At 35.7% G+C, this 16,473-nt stretch carries 15 protein-coding genes and 3 other annotated features; of the genes, 11 read left to right on the top strand and 4 right to left on the bottom strand.

Translation table 11 applies throughout. The annotated features are described in order from the left end of the window. The first annotated feature begins 20 nt into the window (after positions 1-20). The 5 genes from hflX (at position 21) to LCF45_RS09075 (ending at position 5,233) form a co-directional block, all read left to right on the top strand. Positions 21-1,280, top strand: a complete 1,260-nt coding sequence (gene hflX / locus LCF45_RS09055) for a GTPase HflX (RefSeq protein ID WP_002126761.1) — start codon at positions 21-23, stop codon at positions 1,278-1,280. A gap of 289 nt (positions 1,281-1,569) precedes the next feature. Beyond that, positions 1,570-2,781, top strand: coding sequence for an MFS transporter (locus LCF45_RS09060; RefSeq protein ID WP_033730393.1), 1,212 nt, complete (start codon positions 1,570-1,572; stop codon positions 2,779-2,781). 10 nt (positions 2,782-2,791) lie between these two features. Continuing rightward, positions 2,792-3,709, top strand: a complete 918-nt coding sequence (gene cysK / locus LCF45_RS09065) for a cysteine synthase A (protein ID WP_002126763.1) — start codon at positions 2,792-2,794, stop codon at positions 3,707-3,709. A gap of 93 nt (positions 3,710-3,802) precedes the next feature. After that, complete coding sequence (locus LCF45_RS09070) at positions 3,803-4,315, top strand: GNAT family N-acetyltransferase (protein ID WP_050000209.1); 513 nt, start codon at positions 3,803-3,805, stop codon at positions 4,313-4,315. 93 nt (positions 4,316-4,408) lie between these two features. After that, positions 4,409-5,233: a DUF4037 domain-containing protein gene (locus LCF45_RS09075; RefSeq protein ID WP_263894751.1), complete on the top strand. Its 825-nt coding sequence runs from the start codon at positions 4,409-4,411 to the stop codon at positions 5,231-5,233. Positions 5,234-5,274: 41 nt separating this feature from the next. Here the strand turns inward: LCF45_RS09075 and LCF45_RS09080 are convergent, their stop codons facing one another. After that, entirely contained in the window at positions 5,275-6,909 is a 1,635-nt protein-coding gene (locus tag LCF45_RS09080) for a putative polysaccharide biosynthesis protein (RefSeq protein WP_002168662.1), read from the bottom strand. A 220-nt stretch (positions 6,910-7,129) separates the two neighbouring features. Further along, positions 7,130-7,352, top strand: a binding site (T-box leader). Between the two features lie 298 nt (positions 7,353-7,650). On the opposite strand from LCF45_RS09080, the gene LCF45_RS09085 reads away from it, so the two are divergent. Continuing rightward, a complete protein-coding gene (locus tag LCF45_RS09085; protein ID WP_002126767.1) occupies positions 7,651-8,994 on the top strand; it encodes a sodium-dependent transporter in 1,344 nt (447 codons plus the stop codon). Positions 8,995-9,032: 38 nt separating this feature from the next. Here the strand turns inward: LCF45_RS09085 and LCF45_RS09090 are convergent, their stop codons facing one another. Beyond that, on the bottom strand, positions 9,033-9,737 hold the full coding sequence (locus tag LCF45_RS09090) for a polysaccharide deacetylase family protein (protein ID WP_002126769.1): 705 nt from the start codon (positions 9,735-9,737) through the stop codon (positions 9,033-9,035). A 327-nt stretch (positions 9,738-10,064) separates the two neighbouring features. Here LCF45_RS09090 and LCF45_RS09095 point away from each other — a divergent pair, with 327 nt between their 5' ends. The 4 genes from LCF45_RS09095 to LCF45_RS09110 all read left to right on the top strand — a co-directional run bounded on the left by LCF45_RS09095 (position 10,065) and on the right by LCF45_RS09110 (position 12,981). Beyond that, on the top strand, positions 10,065-10,328 hold the full coding sequence (locus LCF45_RS09095; RefSeq protein ID WP_002012161.1) for a CD3324 family protein: 264 nt from the start codon (positions 10,065-10,067) through the stop codon (positions 10,326-10,328). Between the two features lie 155 nt (positions 10,329-10,483). After that, complete coding sequence (locus LCF45_RS09100; RefSeq protein ID WP_002126773.1) at positions 10,484-11,170, top strand: DUF421 domain-containing protein; 687 nt, start codon at positions 10,484-10,486, stop codon at positions 11,168-11,170. A 110-nt stretch (positions 11,171-11,280) separates the two neighbouring features. Then, on the top strand, positions 11,281-11,922 hold the full coding sequence (locus tag LCF45_RS09105; RefSeq protein ID WP_002126776.1) for a FusB/FusC family EF-G-binding protein: 642 nt from the start codon (positions 11,281-11,283) through the stop codon (positions 11,920-11,922). A gap of 162 nt (positions 11,923-12,084) precedes the next feature. Then, positions 12,085-12,981, top strand: coding sequence for an RCC1 domain-containing protein (locus LCF45_RS09110; protein ID WP_263894752.1), 897 nt, complete (start codon positions 12,085-12,087; stop codon positions 12,979-12,981). 224 nt (positions 12,982-13,205) lie between these two features. On the opposite strand, the gene msrA is transcribed toward LCF45_RS09110, so the two are convergent. Continuing rightward, positions 13,206-13,742, bottom strand: coding sequence for a peptide-methionine (S)-S-oxide reductase MsrA (gene msrA / locus LCF45_RS09115; RefSeq protein WP_002126778.1), 537 nt, complete (start codon positions 13,740-13,742; stop codon positions 13,206-13,208). 90 nt (positions 13,743-13,832) lie between these two features. Beyond that, positions 13,833-14,591 carry an SDR family oxidoreductase gene (locus LCF45_RS09120; protein ID WP_002126779.1) on the bottom strand — a complete coding sequence of 253 codons (759 nt, stop codon included), beginning with the start codon at positions 14,589-14,591 and terminating at the stop codon, positions 13,833-13,835. Between the two features lie 258 nt (positions 14,592-14,849). Further along, positions 14,850-15,095 (top strand) — a binding site (T-box leader). A 67-nt stretch (positions 15,096-15,162) separates the two neighbouring features. Beyond that, positions 15,163-15,401 (top strand) — a binding site (T-box leader). Positions 15,402-15,552: 151 nt separating this feature from the next. Between LCF45_RS09120 and ilvE the strand changes: the two genes are divergently transcribed. After that, on the top strand, positions 15,553-16,452 hold the full coding sequence (ilvE, locus tag LCF45_RS09125) for a branched-chain-amino-acid transaminase (RefSeq protein WP_263894753.1): 900 nt from the start codon (positions 15,553-15,555) through the stop codon (positions 16,450-16,452). The last annotated feature ends 21 nt before the right edge of the window (positions 16,453-16,473 follow it).

Here is a 16,473-nt window from a genome sequence, read left to right on the forward strand (position 1 = left end):
CGAAATGGAGGAATAAATATATGGAAGAATTATTACAAAGAGCAATATTAGTTGGAGTGAATTTAGGTAAGGAAGCTGATTTTGCATATTCGATGGAAGAGTTAGCAAATCTTACGGAAGCTTGTGATGTGGAAGTAATCGGTCAAGTGACGCAAAATTTACAACGAGTAAATCCGTCGCATTATATTGGAAAAGGGAAGATTGAAGAAGTAGCAGCGTATGTGAAAGAAGCAGATGCAAATATGGTCATCTTTAATGACGAATTATCTCCTTCACAAATTCGAAATTTAGAAGAGGATTTAGATTGTAAAGTAATTGATCGTACCATTTTAATTTTAGATATCTTTGCGCAACGTGCGAAAACGAAAGAAGCGCAGTTGCAAGTAGAAGTGGCCCATCTTCAGTACATGATGCCTCGTTTAATCGGTCTTCGTGAATCTTTAGGAAGACAAAGCGGGGGAGTTGGCACGAAAAATAAAGGTGTCGGTGAGAAGAAGTTGGAATTAGATCGTCGTAAAATTGAAGAACAAATTGCGGCTCTAAATAAAGAATTAGAAGCACTTGTTGCACAGCGCCAAACGCAGCGTAAACAACGTAAGAAAAATGAAATTCCAGTTGTGTCGTTAGTAGGATATACGAATGCAGGTAAATCAACGATAATGAATACAATGCTTGAAATTTTTAATGGTACTGTAGAGAAACAAGTATTTGAAAAAGATATGTTATTTGCGACGTTAGAGACATCTGTACGAAATATTGATTTGCCGGATAATAAATCATTTTTATTAACGGATACTGTTGGATTTGTAAGTAAGTTACCGCATCATCTTGTGAAAGCATTCCGTTCAACGCTAGAGGAAGTGGCGGAAGCAGATTTACTTATTCACGTTGTAGATTACTCAAATCCCAATTATGAGCAATTAATTGATATTACAAATGAAACGTTAAAGAAAATTGGCGTGGAAAATATCCCGACGATATATGCATATAACAAATCAGATTTGGTAGATGTTGAAATTCCGAAAGTGCAAGAAGATCGCGTTTATCTATCTGCGAAGAAACATGTTGGAATTAAAGAGCTTGTAGAAGTAGTTCGTTCACACATTTATAAAGAGTATACGAAGTGTGAAATGTTAATTCCGTATGATCAAGGGCAGGTAGTTTCGTATTTCAACAATCATGCACACGTTTTATCTACGAGTTATGAAAACGAAGGTACGAAAATGGCACTAGAATGTAAGACGAGTGATTATGAGAAATATAAGCGTTTTTCTATTTAATAAAAAAAGGCGATCCTAATATGTTTTAGGATCGTCTTTTCTTCATAGTTGCAAGCCTTCCTTTCGTCCTGCCTTAGTATAAAAGAAAATACAAAGAGTTCATATAAATAAATCCGACAAAGCAGATAGAAAAAACATATTTTTTTAGAAGTTGAATTTCTGGAAAAAGAAATGAAACCAGTATAGAATAGAAATGTTTCAAAACTCAGAATTTTTTCTGATTAAAGTCTAAATTTATTACACTAACTGTAATAAATATATATTTTGTACAGGAAGGAGAAATACACATATGCAGGCAGTTTCACAAAAAAATACAGTAGAAACACCGACAATATATCGAATATTATTTGCGATTAGTTTCGGACATTTTTTGAATGATTCGATGCAAGCGGTTGTGCCCGCGTTGTTTCCTATTTTGGAAAAAACGATGAATTTATCCTATATGCAAGTAGGGTGGATTGCGTTTGCGTTAAATATGACGTCATCGATTATGCAGCCGGTTTTTGGGATGTATTCAGATAAGAAGCCGTCACCATTTTTATTACCGCTCGGTATGTTTTCGAGTATGCTTGGGATGATTGGACTCGCATTTGCACCGAACTTTATAATTGTTATTATTTCTGTTTTATTTATTGGATTAGGTTCCGCGGTCTTTCATCCAGAGGGCGCTCGTGTTGCTTATATGGCAGCCGGTGCAAAACGAGGTTTAGCGCAAGCGATTTATCAAGTTGGAGGAAATACAGGGAATTCTCTAGCACCTATTTTTACAGCATTAATTTTCGTTCCGCTCGGTCAAATTGGTTCTTTAGGCTTTACAGCCTTTGCAGCAGTAGGAATTGTATTGTTAATTTCTGTGTCTAATTGGTATAAAAATGAATTAGCAACTGGTGCTGTAAGAAGGAAAAAGAGGGCTGCGCTTGAGGCGGAAAATGCAATTGTAAGTACGCACATTAAATTCGTTATTATACTTCTTGTTTTTCTTACTTTTGTACGTTCTTGGTACGGTGCTGGTATCGGGAATTTCTATCAATTTTACTTAATTGAGCATTACGGTTTATCTATAAAAAATGCGCAATATTTTGTATTCGCATTTATGATTGCTGGTGTATTAGGTACGTTCTTTGGTGGTCCGTTAGCAGATAAATTCGGTAAGAAAAAGATTATTGTCTTTTCGATGCTCGGTTCAGCGCCGCTTGCACTATTGTTACCTCACGTTTCTCTTATGTGGGTTGTACCGTTATTTTTATGCATTGGATTTATTAGCTCTAGTAGTTTTAGTGTAATCGTTGTATATGCACAAGAACTTGTTCCAGGGAAAGTTGGAATGGTGTCAGGATTAATTGTCGGTCTTGCGTTTGGTCTTGGAGCATTAGGTGCTGTAGTCCTTGGGAAATTAGCTGATATGTATAGTCTTCAATTTATTATGCTATTATGTAGTGGTTTACCATTAATTGGACTTACTTCATTGTTACTGCCAAATGATAAGAAAACGATAGAATAGGGGATGCGCTATGAAATTATGTGAAAACGTTACAGAATTAATAGGAGATACACCTGTTGTCCGATTATCTAAATTTATTCCAGAGGACGCAGCGGATGTGTATGTAAAACTGGAAATGTTTAATCCGTCACGCAGTGTGAAAGATCGCGCTGCCTATAACTTAATTCATATTGCTGAGGAACATGGTCTCATTAAGCCAGGTGATACAATTATTGAACCGACAAGTGGAAATACAGGAATTGGCTTAGCGATGAATGCAGCTGCTAAAGGGTATAAAGCTATTTTAATTATGCCAGATAATATGTCCAAAGAGCGTATTAATTTATTGAAAGCATACGGCGCAGAAGTAGTTTTAACACCAGCAGAACAAAGAATGCCAGGAGCAATTGCGAAGGCGGTAGCGTTACAAAAAGAAATTCCAAATAGTTTTATTCCGCAGCAATTTGAAAACCCAGCAAATCCGAATATTCATCGTTATACGACTGCACTTGAAATTTATGAACAAATGGATGGAGAACTTGATGCATTTGTAGCAACCGCAGGAACAGGTGGAACAATTACAGGGACCGGTGAAACGTTAAAAGAGAAACTACCAAACTTATATATTGCCGTAGTAGAACCGAAAGGATCACCAGTGTTATCTGGTGGTGTTCCAGGCCCTCATAAACTAGTCGGAACAAGCCCAGGGTTTATTCCAAAAAACTTAAATACAGAAGTGTATAACGAAATTATTCAAATTGCGGATGAAGAAGCATTAACTACAATGAGAAACTTAGCAAGACAAGAAGGCTTATTAGTAGGACCATCTTCAGGAGCTTCTGTGTACGCAGCAATTATGATTGCAAAACGCTTAGGTGCTGGTAAAAAGGTTTTATGTATTGCACCTGATACAGGGGAGCGCTATTTAAGTATGGGGCTATTTGAATAAAAGTGATAGAAGCCCTTAATAGTAAGGATGAAAATCCCCTATTAAGGTGTTTCTTTTAGAAAAATAGATAATGGGTGAGTGGGGAGAATGACAATGAAGCTATTGAAACCAACATACGAATATAGCGAACAAATTATGGAGTATAGGCAGGCATTTTTACATTCAGGAGAAGAACCGCACGGTAGTTGTTCTTTACAAAATTTCGATTCTATTGGTGAATGGTTTGAAAAAGTATGTACACAAGAAGAAGGAAAAAATTTACCATCTAATCGAGTGCCATCTAGTCAGTTTGTTAGTGTTGAGAATGGAAAAATAATAGGTTTTGTGAATATTCGACACCGGTTAAATCCAGAGTTATTGTGGGAAAGCGGTCATATCGGTTATAGTGTTCATCCGAATAAACGTCGCCAAGGTTATGCAACTGAGCAACTGCAACTTTCATTGGCTGAGGCGCAAAAATTCGGGTTGAAGAAAGTGCTAATAACTTGTGATAAAGCTAATGTTGGTTCGGCTAAAACGATTCAAAAGGTTGGCGGTGTGCTAGAAAATGAAGTAGTTTCTTCTAATTCTGGCGAAATTGTTCAGCGTTATTGGGTAGAAATATGATTTAGTGGAAATTTGAAAAGGTAATATAATGTTTAATATCGAAATAGATAAATGAAAAGTAAGGGGAGTACTGCAGTTTTAGGGGGAAATGCAATGGGATTAAAAGAGAAAGCGATAGAGGTGTCGGAGATTTATAGGCAAAACCAGAAAGTCGAAGCTATTATTTTAGCAGGATCTGTAGCGAGAAAGTTAGAAGATGAACATTCAGATATTGAATTACATATTTTATGGTCAGAACCACCAGAGGATGAAGAGCGTCTAGGTCCAATTAATAATATTGGTGGAACGATTTTGTCATATCATCCTTACGAGGACGAAGAATGGTCGGAAACGTATTTGACGAAAGAAGGAATTAAACTAGAGATTAGTAACTTTTTAACATTGACAGTAGAAAAAAATATTTCAGAAGTTATAGAGCAGTATGATATAAATTATGAGAAACAATGTATTGTATCATCGGTTCATGATGGTGTGAGTTTGTATGGAGAAGTAAAAGTACATGCTCTAAAAGAAAGAGTTGAAGCATTTCCAGAAGAACTGGCGAAAAGGATGATTTCAGAAAACCTTTGGTTAAGCAATCGTTGGCATAATCGAGAGGCGCTTTTAAAACGAAAAGACTGGCTTATGCTTTATGATGTTATTTGTGAAGTACAAAGGGATTTATTCGGTGTTTTATTCGGTTTGAATAGAATGTACGTGCACCATCCTGCATTTAAATGGATGGCTTATAATGTAGAGCGTATGAATATTAAACCTGAAAATCTATATGAGCGTATGGCGGATACGCTGATAGGGGAACCAGAGTATAGTGTACAGGAGTTAGAAGTGTTGATCGAAGAGGTATTACATTTAGTAGAACAATATGCTCCAGAATTAAATATTGCTGAACAACAAAAGCGCATTCAATATGCGAAGTAAAAAAACAAGAGATGTAACAACGCGTTACATCTCTTGTTTTTTTATTTTACTAACTTTCCTAATACAGGTAATCGTCGAATCCTATCACCGAGAATATGCGAAGCAAGTCCACTCGTTAATACGAATAAAAGATAAACAAGTCCTCCTGCTGATGCGCATATAAATACAATAATCAGTGATTCTACATAAGATTGGCCAGGAATAATCCAGCTTATAAATGCTCTTAATACGATCACAACAGCAGACATTGCTGCGGAGTAAATCGTAATAAGAAATACTGTTTTTGCTGTTTCGCCAATTTTAAATTTCGCAAACTTAACGATGCAGTACAACATAATAATATTTGAAACGAGATATCCGAGAATTGTTCCAAGTACAGCACCATGTCCACCGAATAAATGTAAGAGCGGTGTGTTCACCACAATTTTAACGAGAATACCGGCTGAGAATGCAATCATTGTTTTTCTTTGATAATCAATTCCTTGTAATATAGCAGCTGAAACTGTGAAAATTGCACTTAATACAGCAGAAGGTGCAAATGAAATTAAATATTGTGATCCACCAAGTGCAATTTCAGGATTTACATAAACCATGCGGAATGCATCGTAAGCGATACTAGCAAGACCGAATGCGGCTGGGATAGTGAAGAATAATAATACTTGAAATATCTTTGAAATTTGTCCTTGTAATTCATCTAGCTTCCCGCTTGTAAATGATTTCGTTATAGCCGGAATAATTGTTAATGAGAATCCAGTTGCAAGTGAAGCCGGAATCATAATTAACTTTTGGGCATAGTTCGTTATATAAGCGAAAACTGCATTCGCGGTTTCTAAAGGTTCTCCCATTGCTCTAAGGACATCAGCTACGGTATATTGATCTACTAACGTATAGAGCGGGATTGCAATGCCTACAAATACAATTGGAATTGCATAACGTAGTAATTCCATATAAATACTTCTTAACGGAATGTTTGATGATCTCGTTTTCAGCTCACCTTCAGGAGGTTTTAATCCATTATATTTTTTCCAGTACATCATTAAAATAGAGACGCTTGCAAGTGCCCCGATAACAGCACCAAATGTAGCAACTGCAACAGAAGAAGCTACTGAACCTCCTAATAGTTTTGAGACGATAAAACTACCAACTAAAATGAAAACGACACGTGCGATTTGTTCTACGACTTGAGAAACAGCACTTGGTTTCATATGTTGAAAACCTTGGAAATAACCACGTGTAACACTCATAGCTGGTACGATAATAAGCGCGAAGCTTAATGCTCGCATTGTAAGTGTTACGTCTGCGATAAATTGTGGATCTGGTGTTTTCGAGCGAATAATAAATTGTGATATGTACGGTGCTCCAATAAATAAAGTTAAAAATCCTAAAAAGCCCATAAACATCATTAATTTTACGCTCGAGTTATACAATTTTTTACTTGTACTATAATCACCAAGTGCATTATGTTTTGCAACAAATTTTGAGACGGCAATAGGAATACCAGCTGTTGAAAAGCTTAATAAAATACCGTACCAAGAGTATGCGTATCCATATAAAGCGACCCCTTGCGTTCCAACTAATAATTGAAAGGGGAAAAAGTATATAAAACCTAAAATTCGTGAAATCATTGTTGCACCACTTAATAAAGCGGTACCTTTTAAAACTTTTGAAGTAGACAAAATTCTTTCCTCCTACTCGTGCTGTCTTGCATTTATCGTATACTACTATAAACCTGCTAGAGAAGTTAATACAGTATAAACCATAAATGTTCTAATACTATTCATACAAAAGTCATATTTTGAATCTTTAAATAGAATGTAATGCATAAAAATTCAAAATATAAGTTGACACTATTTTTAATATATGATAAAAATGATAGTAATCAATTCGGAAAATAATATTTGGGCAATGAAAGGGTATAGTAGTGAATATCTCCCTATTTCAGAGAGCTGATGGTTGGTGTGAATCAGTATATAGATTATTCATGAAGTTCGTCCTGGAGCATCTTTCATAAATCTCACATTATGAGGAAATGAAAGACGGTAGTTTATACCGTTATCAAATAAAGTGGTGAAGATTGTTTCACAACTAGGGTGGTACCGCGATATTTATCGTCCCTACGTATTTACGTAGGGACGTTTTTTATTTAGGTCCTAATTTTGGTGTGGCTTCATAACTAGGGTGGTACCGCGATATTTTATCGTCCCTACGTATTTGCGTAGGGACGTTTTTTATTTAGGTCCTAACTTTGGTGTATCTTCACAACTAGGGTGGTACCGCGATATTTTTGTCGTCCCTACGTATTTACGTAGGGACGTTTTTTATTAGGGAGGAAGTGAACGTATTAGAAAAGAGTATGGATAGGACAATATAAATACCGGATTGTAAAACAGAAAAAGATAAAGAGAGGAGATTAACAAATGAATTCACAGCAATGGACATCGAAATTAGGTTTCGTATTAGCTGCAGCAGGTTCAGCAATTGGTCTAGGGGCGATTTGGAAGTTCCCGTATATGGCCGGAATTGGAGGGGGCGGCGCGTTCTTCCTTATTTTCATCGGTTTCACATTATTAATTGGTTTACCGCTATTATTAGCTGAATTCGTTATCGGAAGAAGTACACAAAAAGAGGCTGTTGATGCGTATAGCGAAATCGCACCAAAAACACTATGGCCTTGGTTAGGTAAATTAGGGATTGTAACTTGTTTCATACTACTTTCTTTCTACAGTGTTGTAGGGGGATGGATTTTACTATATTTATGGAATGCAATTACAGGTAGACTATGGGAAGGAAATGGGGCATACGAAGCTACGTTTGGTGAAATCATTTCCAATCCATATTTAGCAGTTGGATCACAGCTATTATTCATCCTTATTACTATTTTTATCGTAAGTAAAGGTGTACAAAATGGTGTTGAAAAAGTAAATAAATATTTCATGCCAGCATTATTCGTATTATTCTTTGTACTAATTGTTCGTGCACTTACTTTAGACGGTGCTGGAGAAGGAGTTCGATTCTTCTTACAACCTGATTTCTCAAACGTAACGTCAGAAATCATTTTATATGCAATGGGGCAATCGTTCTTCTCACTATCTGTTGGTGTAGCCGTTATGGTAACGTATAGCTCGTACTTACCGAAAGAAGAAAGTTTACCGCGTTCAGCATTTTCTATCGTAGCTTTAACGCTTGTGATTACATTACTTGCAGGACTAGCAATTTTCCCAGTTGTATTCGCATTTGGAATGGAACCATCTCAAGGACCGGGACTATTATTTATCGTATTACCAGCTATTTTCAGTAAAATGGCGTTCGGAAAATTATTCTTCATTGTTTTCTTATTACTATTCTTCTTTGCTACTATTACATCAGCAATTTCGATGTTAGAAATTAGTGTTGCGTCTTTAACAACTAAAGGTAAAAGTAAAGGGAAACGTGAAAAAATGGCATTAATTGTTGGCTTGTTAATCTTTGTTGTAGGGGTTCCATCAGCCTTATCGTTTGGTTTGTTAAGTGATGTGAAACCATTTGGGAAAACAATTTTTGATTTAGCAGACTATGCGGTTAGTAACATACTAATGCCACTTGGTGTTTTATTAGTTTCCATCTTTGTCCCTTTAAAAATGAAGAAAGATGTATTAATGAAAGAGCTTGGTGTAAGTAAAAATAAAGGCTATAAACTATTCGTATTATGGTTATTCTTACTTCGCTATATTGCACCAATTGCGATTATTATCGTATTCCTAAATGTGCTTGGAATTATATAAAAGAAAGGTAGCGTATCGAGATATGATACGCTACCTTTTTATTTTGCTTTTTTTTGCAATTCGTTTACTGTCACGAATTGATAGCCCTTTTTAGATAAAGAGTCTAAAATACCTTCAATAGTTTGCAGATTTTCATTAGATTCATCGTACATAGGGTGCAATAAAATGATAGAACCTGGTTTTACATTTTTACTAACATATTCAATTTTATCAGCTGTAGATGTATAAAAAGTATCAGGTTCAAGGTCCCATGTGATTGTTTCGATATTATTTTTATTTAAATAATAGGGCAGACCAATTAGCTTTTTACCGTTAGGTGGTCTAAAATCAATTTCGCCTGTAAATCCTGTTTGGCGGATTAATGAATTCGTTTTTTCTATTTCTTCTTTAATAAAAGAAGGTGTTTTAAAAACCATTCTGTTATGAGAATATGTATGATTTCCAAGTTGGTGTCCAGAGTGTACGATAGCTTCTCCTAACGATAGGTTTTTCTCTAATTCATTTCCGATTAAAAAGAAAGTAGCTTTTGCATTGTATCGATCTAGTAGCGGTAATATTTGTTTAACATTGTTAGTAGGACCATCATCAAAAGTTAAAGCAATCACTTTTTCATTTGTTTCTACTCGGTTTGTTAAACCTCCAAACAATTGAAAACTTCTTGCGTTCATCAATTTGTATGTTCCGAATAATGCTACAGTAATAATGAATAATGTAACGATTGTAATGATTATATTCTTTTTCATAACGCAACCTCACTATACTTTTGGATTGGACTAAAAAGTATTATATCAAACTAAGTAACTTCGTGCTTTAAAAAGGATGTGGATGCAAGGGGAAGAAATTTATCATATAATAAAATGCAAAAGGTATATTAGGAGGTATTGATATGGCGATTACAATTCAATTGCCAGACACTGCAGCGTCTCATGCAAAGCCAAGTATGGAAATGGCGATACTTTGCGTGGGGTAGACAAGTAATATACAATCGCCTAAATGAGCTCGTATCATTTTTTATATTTGGCTTTGCACCTTATTGAAATGAACCATAAAAAAATAAGGGGCGAGCAGAAATGAAATATGTTAAAGCTGCGACGGTTTTACCAGAAAGTTTAATTGCTGAAATTCAAAAGTATATACAAGGTGAAACAATTTACATTCCAAAACAAGAAACAAAACATTATAAATGGGGTACACAATCTGGAGGAAGAAAACAACTAGATGAAAGAAACAAAGCTATTAAAGAAGCGTTTAAAAGTGGAATTTCCATTCATCAACTTGCGGAGGAGCATTTTCTTTCCGGAGAAACGATTAAAAAGATTGTGTATTCTAAATGAAAATAAAAGAGTCTAGTTCAATTATTAAATTGAACTAGACTCTTTTTGTTTTGTATCTATTGGATATGAATGGGCAAGATAATAGAAAAAATGTGCCGGCTTTTTACTAAATAGAATATAGAGCATTTGAGTGAAAAGCAGAAAGGTGAGCATATATGAATCATCTAGGACAAATAACGATAGAACTATTTTTTGGTTTTTTTGTGCTATTGATTGCTACTAAAATATTAGGGAAGACACAAATATCTCAGTTAACGCCATTTGATTTTATTTCTGCCATAGTTCTCGGAGAATTAGTAGGAAATACTATATATGATCCGGAAATAAAAGTATGGTCTATTTTATATGCAGTACTTGTATGGGTAGTGTTAATTTATACAATAGAAGTGATAACGCAAAAATTTAGAGGGACGAGAAGTTTTTTTGAAGGCTCTCCGTCAATCATTATCCGTAATGGATATATTGACCGGGAACAACTAAGTTCAAATCATTTGGACATTAATCAACTACAACAAATGCTAAGACAACAAAAAGATATATTTTCAATCCGAGAAGTTGAATATATGATTTTGGAACCTAATGGAAACATAAGTGTTCTGAAGAAAAGCAAATATGAATCTCCTACTATAAATGATTTAAGTTTAAAACATAAACCTGTATACTTACCGATTTCATTAATTAGTGATGGAAAAGTAGTGAAAGATAATTTGAGGGAAGCAGGTTTTGATGAAGGATGGCTTTATAAACAAATAAAGCAAAAAGGGATTACTAAATTTGAAGATGTATTATATGCAGAATGGAAAACAGATGATGGTTTCTTTTGTCAGGAAATGCCTCGGTAGAACATAGTCAGAGTATGTAATGTTCATTTCTAAGTTATCTTTTACATATCAAAAAGCTGAATCATTGTATACAATAAGACTAGATCAACAATTTGTATGGAGTGATAAAGATGGAAGCTTTTATTAGAAGTGATCAATACAATTTTATAAAGTCACAAGCTTATATTTTAGCAAATGGGCATGCAACGGCAAATGATAGAGGTGTAATTCAAGCGTTAAAATCACTTGCGATTGAAAAGATAATACATGTATTTGAGAATTTAACGGATGAACAGAAAGAGTTAATTGATACGGTATTAACAGTTCAAAATAGAGAAGATGCAGAATCGTTTTTAATGAAAATAAATCCGTATGTCATTCCGTTTCAGGAAGTTACAGCACAAACATTAAAAAAATTATTTCCTAAAGCGAAAAAATTAAAACTTCCTGATATGGAAGAACTGGACATGAAAGAATTATCTTATTTAAGCTGGATTGATAAAGGGTCAAGCAGGAAATTTATTATAGCGAAAAATGATAAAAATAAGTTTGTTGGTCTGCAAGGAACATTTCAAAGTTTAAATAAAAAAAGCATTTGTTCATTATGTCATGGGCATGAAGAAGTAGGAATGTTTTTAGTTGAAATTAAAGGTGATGTACCAGGAACTTTCGTTAGAAAGGGAAACTATATTTGCAAAGATGGTGTAGCTTGTAATCATAATATGAAATCGCTTGATAAGTTACAGGATTTTATTGAGAGACTAAAGAAATAAAATAGAAGACCTCTAGTATTTAAACTGGAGGTTTTTATTTTTGAAGAAGAAGTAATAGGTTCCTTTGGAGATGTAGATTTATAAAAAAGTTAGTTCATTTATAATGAAATTTGATGAAAATATCTATTTGGATACAGTTGCTTATATGCAAGGAGGTAAAACATGAATTACATTTCACCGAAAGAAGAGGTGTTAAAAGTGAAACGGTGGCCTAAAGATACGATAGCGGCGGGTCGTGGTCATACCGTTGCTCTTAAATCAGATGGCACGGTGGTAGCAATGGGACGAAATAAAGAAGGTGAATGCCATCTAAGCGGCTGGTGTAATATTGAAGCAGTCGCAGCGGGCAATGTTCATATGGCGACGAACACGGGTAATGCTCATACAATCGCTCTTAAATGTGATAATACTGCGGTTGCAGTGGGGTGGAATAAGCATGATCAATGTGATGTAAACGACTGGCATAATATTGTATCGGTTGCGGCGGGCTGGCGTCGTACCTTTGGCCTGAAACCGGATGGCAAGGTGATAGCGGTGGGACGAAATAAAGAAGGAGAATGCAATATAAGTAGCTGGCGTGATATTGTGGCGATAGCGGTGGGTGACTGGCATACAGTCGGTCTTAAATTGGGCGGAACGGTGACGACTGTGGGTAATAATCGGTATGACCAATGCAATGTAAGTAGCTGGCATGATATTGTGGCGATAGCGGCGGGATATCTTCATACAGTTGGTATTACATCTGACGGTATGGTGACGGCTGTGGGTAATAATAAACAGGGTCAATGTGATGTAAGAGAGTGGCGCAATATTGTGGCAATAGCGGCAGGGAGTAATCATACAATCGGACTTAAATTAGACGGTACCGTGGTGGCAGTGGGCTGGAATGAGTATGGTCAATGTAATGTAAGTGATTGGCGCGATATTGTAGCGATAGCGGCTGGTTGTGCGCATACGGTCGGACTTAAATCAGACGGCACGGTGGTCGCGGTAGGTAATAATGAATTTGGCCAATGTGATGTAGGTAACTGGAACGGTATTCGACTGCCGGTTAATTAGTTTTAACGACTGGATGATTCAACCATTTTATTAGTTTTAATATTTGTTGATGAGGAATAAAAATATTAAAATCTCAATAAATCGTTAGTACTATTATTCTATTCTAGGAGTAATTATGGCGTAAGATATGTAGGAAATGATCAAACGTGAATTTGCTGAATAAGAATCCTTTTTCAAAGATAAAAACGCATCGCACTTTAAAAAGAAAGCACGATGCGTTTTTATTATTTTTTTTGCCAATTTTCTTTTATAAAGTCTTCACGGCCAGATTCTTTTTGCTCGTTAGCATATTTCTCTGGATTCTTTTTATAGAAATGTTGGTGGTACTCTTCTGCTTCATAAAAAGGTGCAGCAGGAAGAATTTCAGTCACAATAGGATCTTTAAACATACCGCTTTCTGCTAGAGTTTGCTTCGATTTTTCTGCAAGCTCTTTTTGTGTTTCATTATGATAAAAAATTGCTGTGCGGTAAGAGGGACCACGGTCAAAGAATTGTCCGCCATCATCAGTTGGATCGATTTGCGGCCAATATAAATCTAGTAATTTTTGATAAGGAAAAATAGAAGGATCGAATGTAATTTGTACAACTTCTAAATGTCCAGATGTTCCAGTCTTTACTTGTTCGTATGTTGGGTTTTCTACATGACCACCTGCATAGCCGGAAAGTACTTTTTGAATACCGGGAAGCTCATCAAATGGTTTTACCATGCACCAAAAACAACCGCCTGCGAAGGTTGCGAGTTCGTATGTTTTTTCAGACATTGCTGTAATCCTCCTAAATGTATATGTTTTATATAGTATTATATAAATTGTTTTATTGCGCAATAAAAAAGATTTGAAAATATATGTTTTTTATAAACAAGATCCTCCGCTAACATCAATTAATTGTCCAGTAACCCAGCGGCTGTCTGGAGAAGCAAGAAAAGCAGCAGTATCGGCAATATCTTCTACTTCACCTAAGCGATTGAAGGCGGAAATAGTAGTAGCGTACTGTTTCATCATTGGGTCGCTCAATAGTTCTGCGTTCATATCTGTTTTAATAAAGCCTGGAAGTATTGCATTTACTGTTATTCCTCGTGCTCCGAGTTGTTTTGCAAGCGTGAAAGTCATCGTGTTAATTGCACCTTTCGTCATACTATATGCAACGAAATCAGGCAAAGAAATGCGGGTGGCAGCTGATGAAATATTAATAATTCGGCTATTATCACGTAAACGTGGTAGTGCTTGTTGAATGATAAAGAATGGTGCTTTTGCATTTACTGAAACCATTCTATCAAAAAATTGTTCAGTCGTTTCTTCAATAAAAGCACCAGGACCGATTCCAGCGTTGTTTATTAAAATATCAAATTGTGTTCCACCAGTTCTTTTTTGTAATTCGTTATCTAAAGAAATATACAGGTTGTCTACACCGTGTAAAGATTCAAGATTTGCACCGATAGAAAAAGCTAATCCGCCATTTGATTGAATTTCATGAACAGTTTCTTCAGCATCTTCTTTTCGATTTCCATAATGAACAGCAACTAATGCACCGTCGTTTGCTAACCGTTTTGCGATAGCACGCCCAATTCCTCGGCTTGCTCCTGTAACTAATGCTATTTTTCCTTTTAACATAGTTTTCTCATCTCCTCATAAATTTTATATGTTTTTAAGTTGTTTTTTTTTATGTAGTAATGCGAACATACTTAAGTAATATATGAGTATGTGTAAGAAGTTCATTCCGATTTTGTTTTGAGAAAAAATAAATAGATTTCTAGTGAATAGAATGAATTTTAATTTTTTTCTAAAAACATGTTGACAATGAAAAGAACCGCGTCCTATAATACGTGTAACAAATAAAAGTGAATTAAGAATTTTCTAACTTTATATGTTGTATATGCAAAGAAGAGGAAAGTAGATGATTATGGTCGTTTCAGAGAGCTACTCCTAGGCTGAGAGAGTAGTAGCAATCGAATCATTGAAGATCACCTCGGAGCATCGCTTGCGAAAGGGAAACTGAGTAGAGGGCGGCGGCATCGTCTCCGGTAAAAGGACGGAGGTCTGATTGGACCTATGAAGCTTATATTTCGTGAGAAGTATAAGGAAGCTGAGTGGTAACGCGAAACTCTCGCCTCAGCAATCAAAGCTACTAATTTGTAGTAGTTGATTGCTGAGGCGAGAGTTTTTATTTTAAAAAATAGAATAAAAGAATGCGAGGAAGAGGAGAGTAAATGATAAAGATTGTTTCAGAGAGCCGCCCAAAGGCTGTGAGGGTGGTAACAATTGAATCATTGAAAATCACCTCGGAGCACTGCTTTTGAAGTTAGTAAAAAGTAGCGGAGTTGTTTCCGATAGAAAAACAAAAGTCTAATTGGACTTGCAGAGCTTATATTTCGTGAGAAGTGTAAGGAAGCTGAGTGGTACCACGAGTCTCTCGTCTCAGCAATGGATTGCTACAAGTGTGTAAGTAATCGATTGTTGAGACGAGTATATTTTTAAGGTTAGTATACTGAATATTCTGTTAAAAATACTCATCTCAGCAATCGATATAGAAATAGATTGCAAAAACAGAGATAAAACAGAGGAGCGATGTGAGATGGGAAACCAGTCCATCTATATGAATGGGGAATTTGTAGAGAAAGAAAAGGCAGTTGTTTCAGTATATGATCACGGTTTTTTATACGGAGACGGTGTATTTGAAGGGATTCGTAGTTACGGAGGAAATGTATTTTGTTTAAAAGAACATGTGAAACGATTATATGAATCGGCGAAATCTATTTTACTTACAATTCCAATGACGGTAGATGAAATGGAAGAAGCAGTTGTACAAACATTGCAAAAAAATGAATACACGGATGCCTACATTCGATTAATTGTTTCAAGAGGAAAAGGTGACTTAGGGCTCGATCCGAGAAGCTGTGTGAAACCGAGCGTAATTATCATTGCAGAACAATTAAAGTTATTCCCTCAGGAATTTTATGATAATGGACTAAGCGTTGTGTCTGTTGCATCAAGACGTAATACGCCAGACGCATTAGACCCACGCATTAAGTCAATGAACTATTTAAATAACGTGCTTGTAAAAATTGAAGCGGCACAAGCGGGAGTGCTAGAGGCTCTTATGTTAAATCAACAAGGATATGTTTGTGAAGGGTCTGGAGATAATGTTTTCATTGTGAAAGATGGAAAAGTGTTAACACCTCCTTCGTACTTAGGGGCGCTAGAAGGTATTACGAGAAATAGTGTGATTGAGTTATGTGAGCGTCTAAGTATTCCATGTGAGGAAAGGCCATTTACTCGCCATGACGTATATGTAGCAGATGAAGTGTTTTTAACAGGAACTGCAGCGGAACTAATTCCTGTAGTGAAAGTAGATTCAAGAGAAATTGGAGATGGAAAACCAGGAGATATAACAAAAAGATTAACCGAAGAATTTAAAAAATTAACGAGAGAAAGAGGAGTACGTGTTCCAGGATTGGCGGCAAGTTTAGCGTAAATAGGGAGAGGAGTTAATTAA

Origin of the sequence: Bacillus sp. 41-22, assembly GCF_025809295.1 — a bacterium.
Taxonomy (GTDB): domain Bacteria; phylum Bacillota; class Bacilli; order Bacillales; family Bacillaceae_G; genus Bacillus_A; species Bacillus_A mycoides.

Bases quoted from the DNA above. Each gene is read 5' to 3' on its own strand.
- hflX (WP_002126761.1), top strand. From the start codon at position 21: ATGGAAGAATTATTACAAAGAGCAATATTAGTTGGAGTGAATTTAGGT.
- LCF45_RS09060 (WP_033730393.1), top strand. From the start codon at position 1,570: ATGCAGGCAGTTTCACAAAAAAATACAGTAGAAACACCGACAATATAT.
- cysK (WP_002126763.1), top strand. From the start codon at position 2,792: ATGAAATTATGTGAAAACGTTACAGAATTAATAGGAGATACACCTGTT.
- LCF45_RS09070 (WP_050000209.1), top strand. From the start codon at position 3,803: ATGAAGCTATTGAAACCAACATACGAATATAGCGAACAAATTATGGAG.
- LCF45_RS09075 (WP_263894751.1), top strand. From the start codon at position 4,409: ATGGGATTAAAAGAGAAAGCGATAGAGGTGTCGGAGATTTATAGGCAA.
- LCF45_RS09085 (WP_002126767.1), top strand. From the start codon at position 7,651: ATGAATTCACAGCAATGGACATCGAAATTAGGTTTCGTATTAGCTGCA.
- LCF45_RS09090 (WP_002126769.1), bottom strand. From the start codon at position 9,737: ATGAAAAAGAATATAATCATTACAATCGTTACATTATTCATTATTACT.
- LCF45_RS09095 (WP_002012161.1), top strand. From the start codon at position 10,065: ATGAAATATGTTAAAGCTGCGACGGTTTTACCAGAAAGTTTAATTGCT.
- LCF45_RS09100 (WP_002126773.1), top strand. From the start codon at position 10,484: ATGAATCATCTAGGACAAATAACGATAGAACTATTTTTTGGTTTTTTT.
- LCF45_RS09105 (WP_002126776.1), top strand. From the start codon at position 11,281: ATGGAAGCTTTTATTAGAAGTGATCAATACAATTTTATAAAGTCACAA.
- LCF45_RS09110 (WP_263894752.1), top strand. From the start codon at position 12,085: ATGAATTACATTTCACCGAAAGAAGAGGTGTTAAAAGTGAAACGGTGG.
- msrA (WP_002126778.1), bottom strand. From the start codon at position 13,742: ATGTCTGAAAAAACATACGAACTCGCAACCTTCGCAGGCGGTTGTTTT.
- LCF45_RS09120 (WP_002126779.1), bottom strand. From the start codon at position 14,591: ATGTTAAAAGGAAAAATAGCATTAGTTACAGGAGCAAGCCGAGGAATT.
- ilvE (WP_263894753.1), top strand. From the start codon at position 15,553: ATGGGAAACCAGTCCATCTATATGAATGGGGAATTTGTAGAGAAAGAA.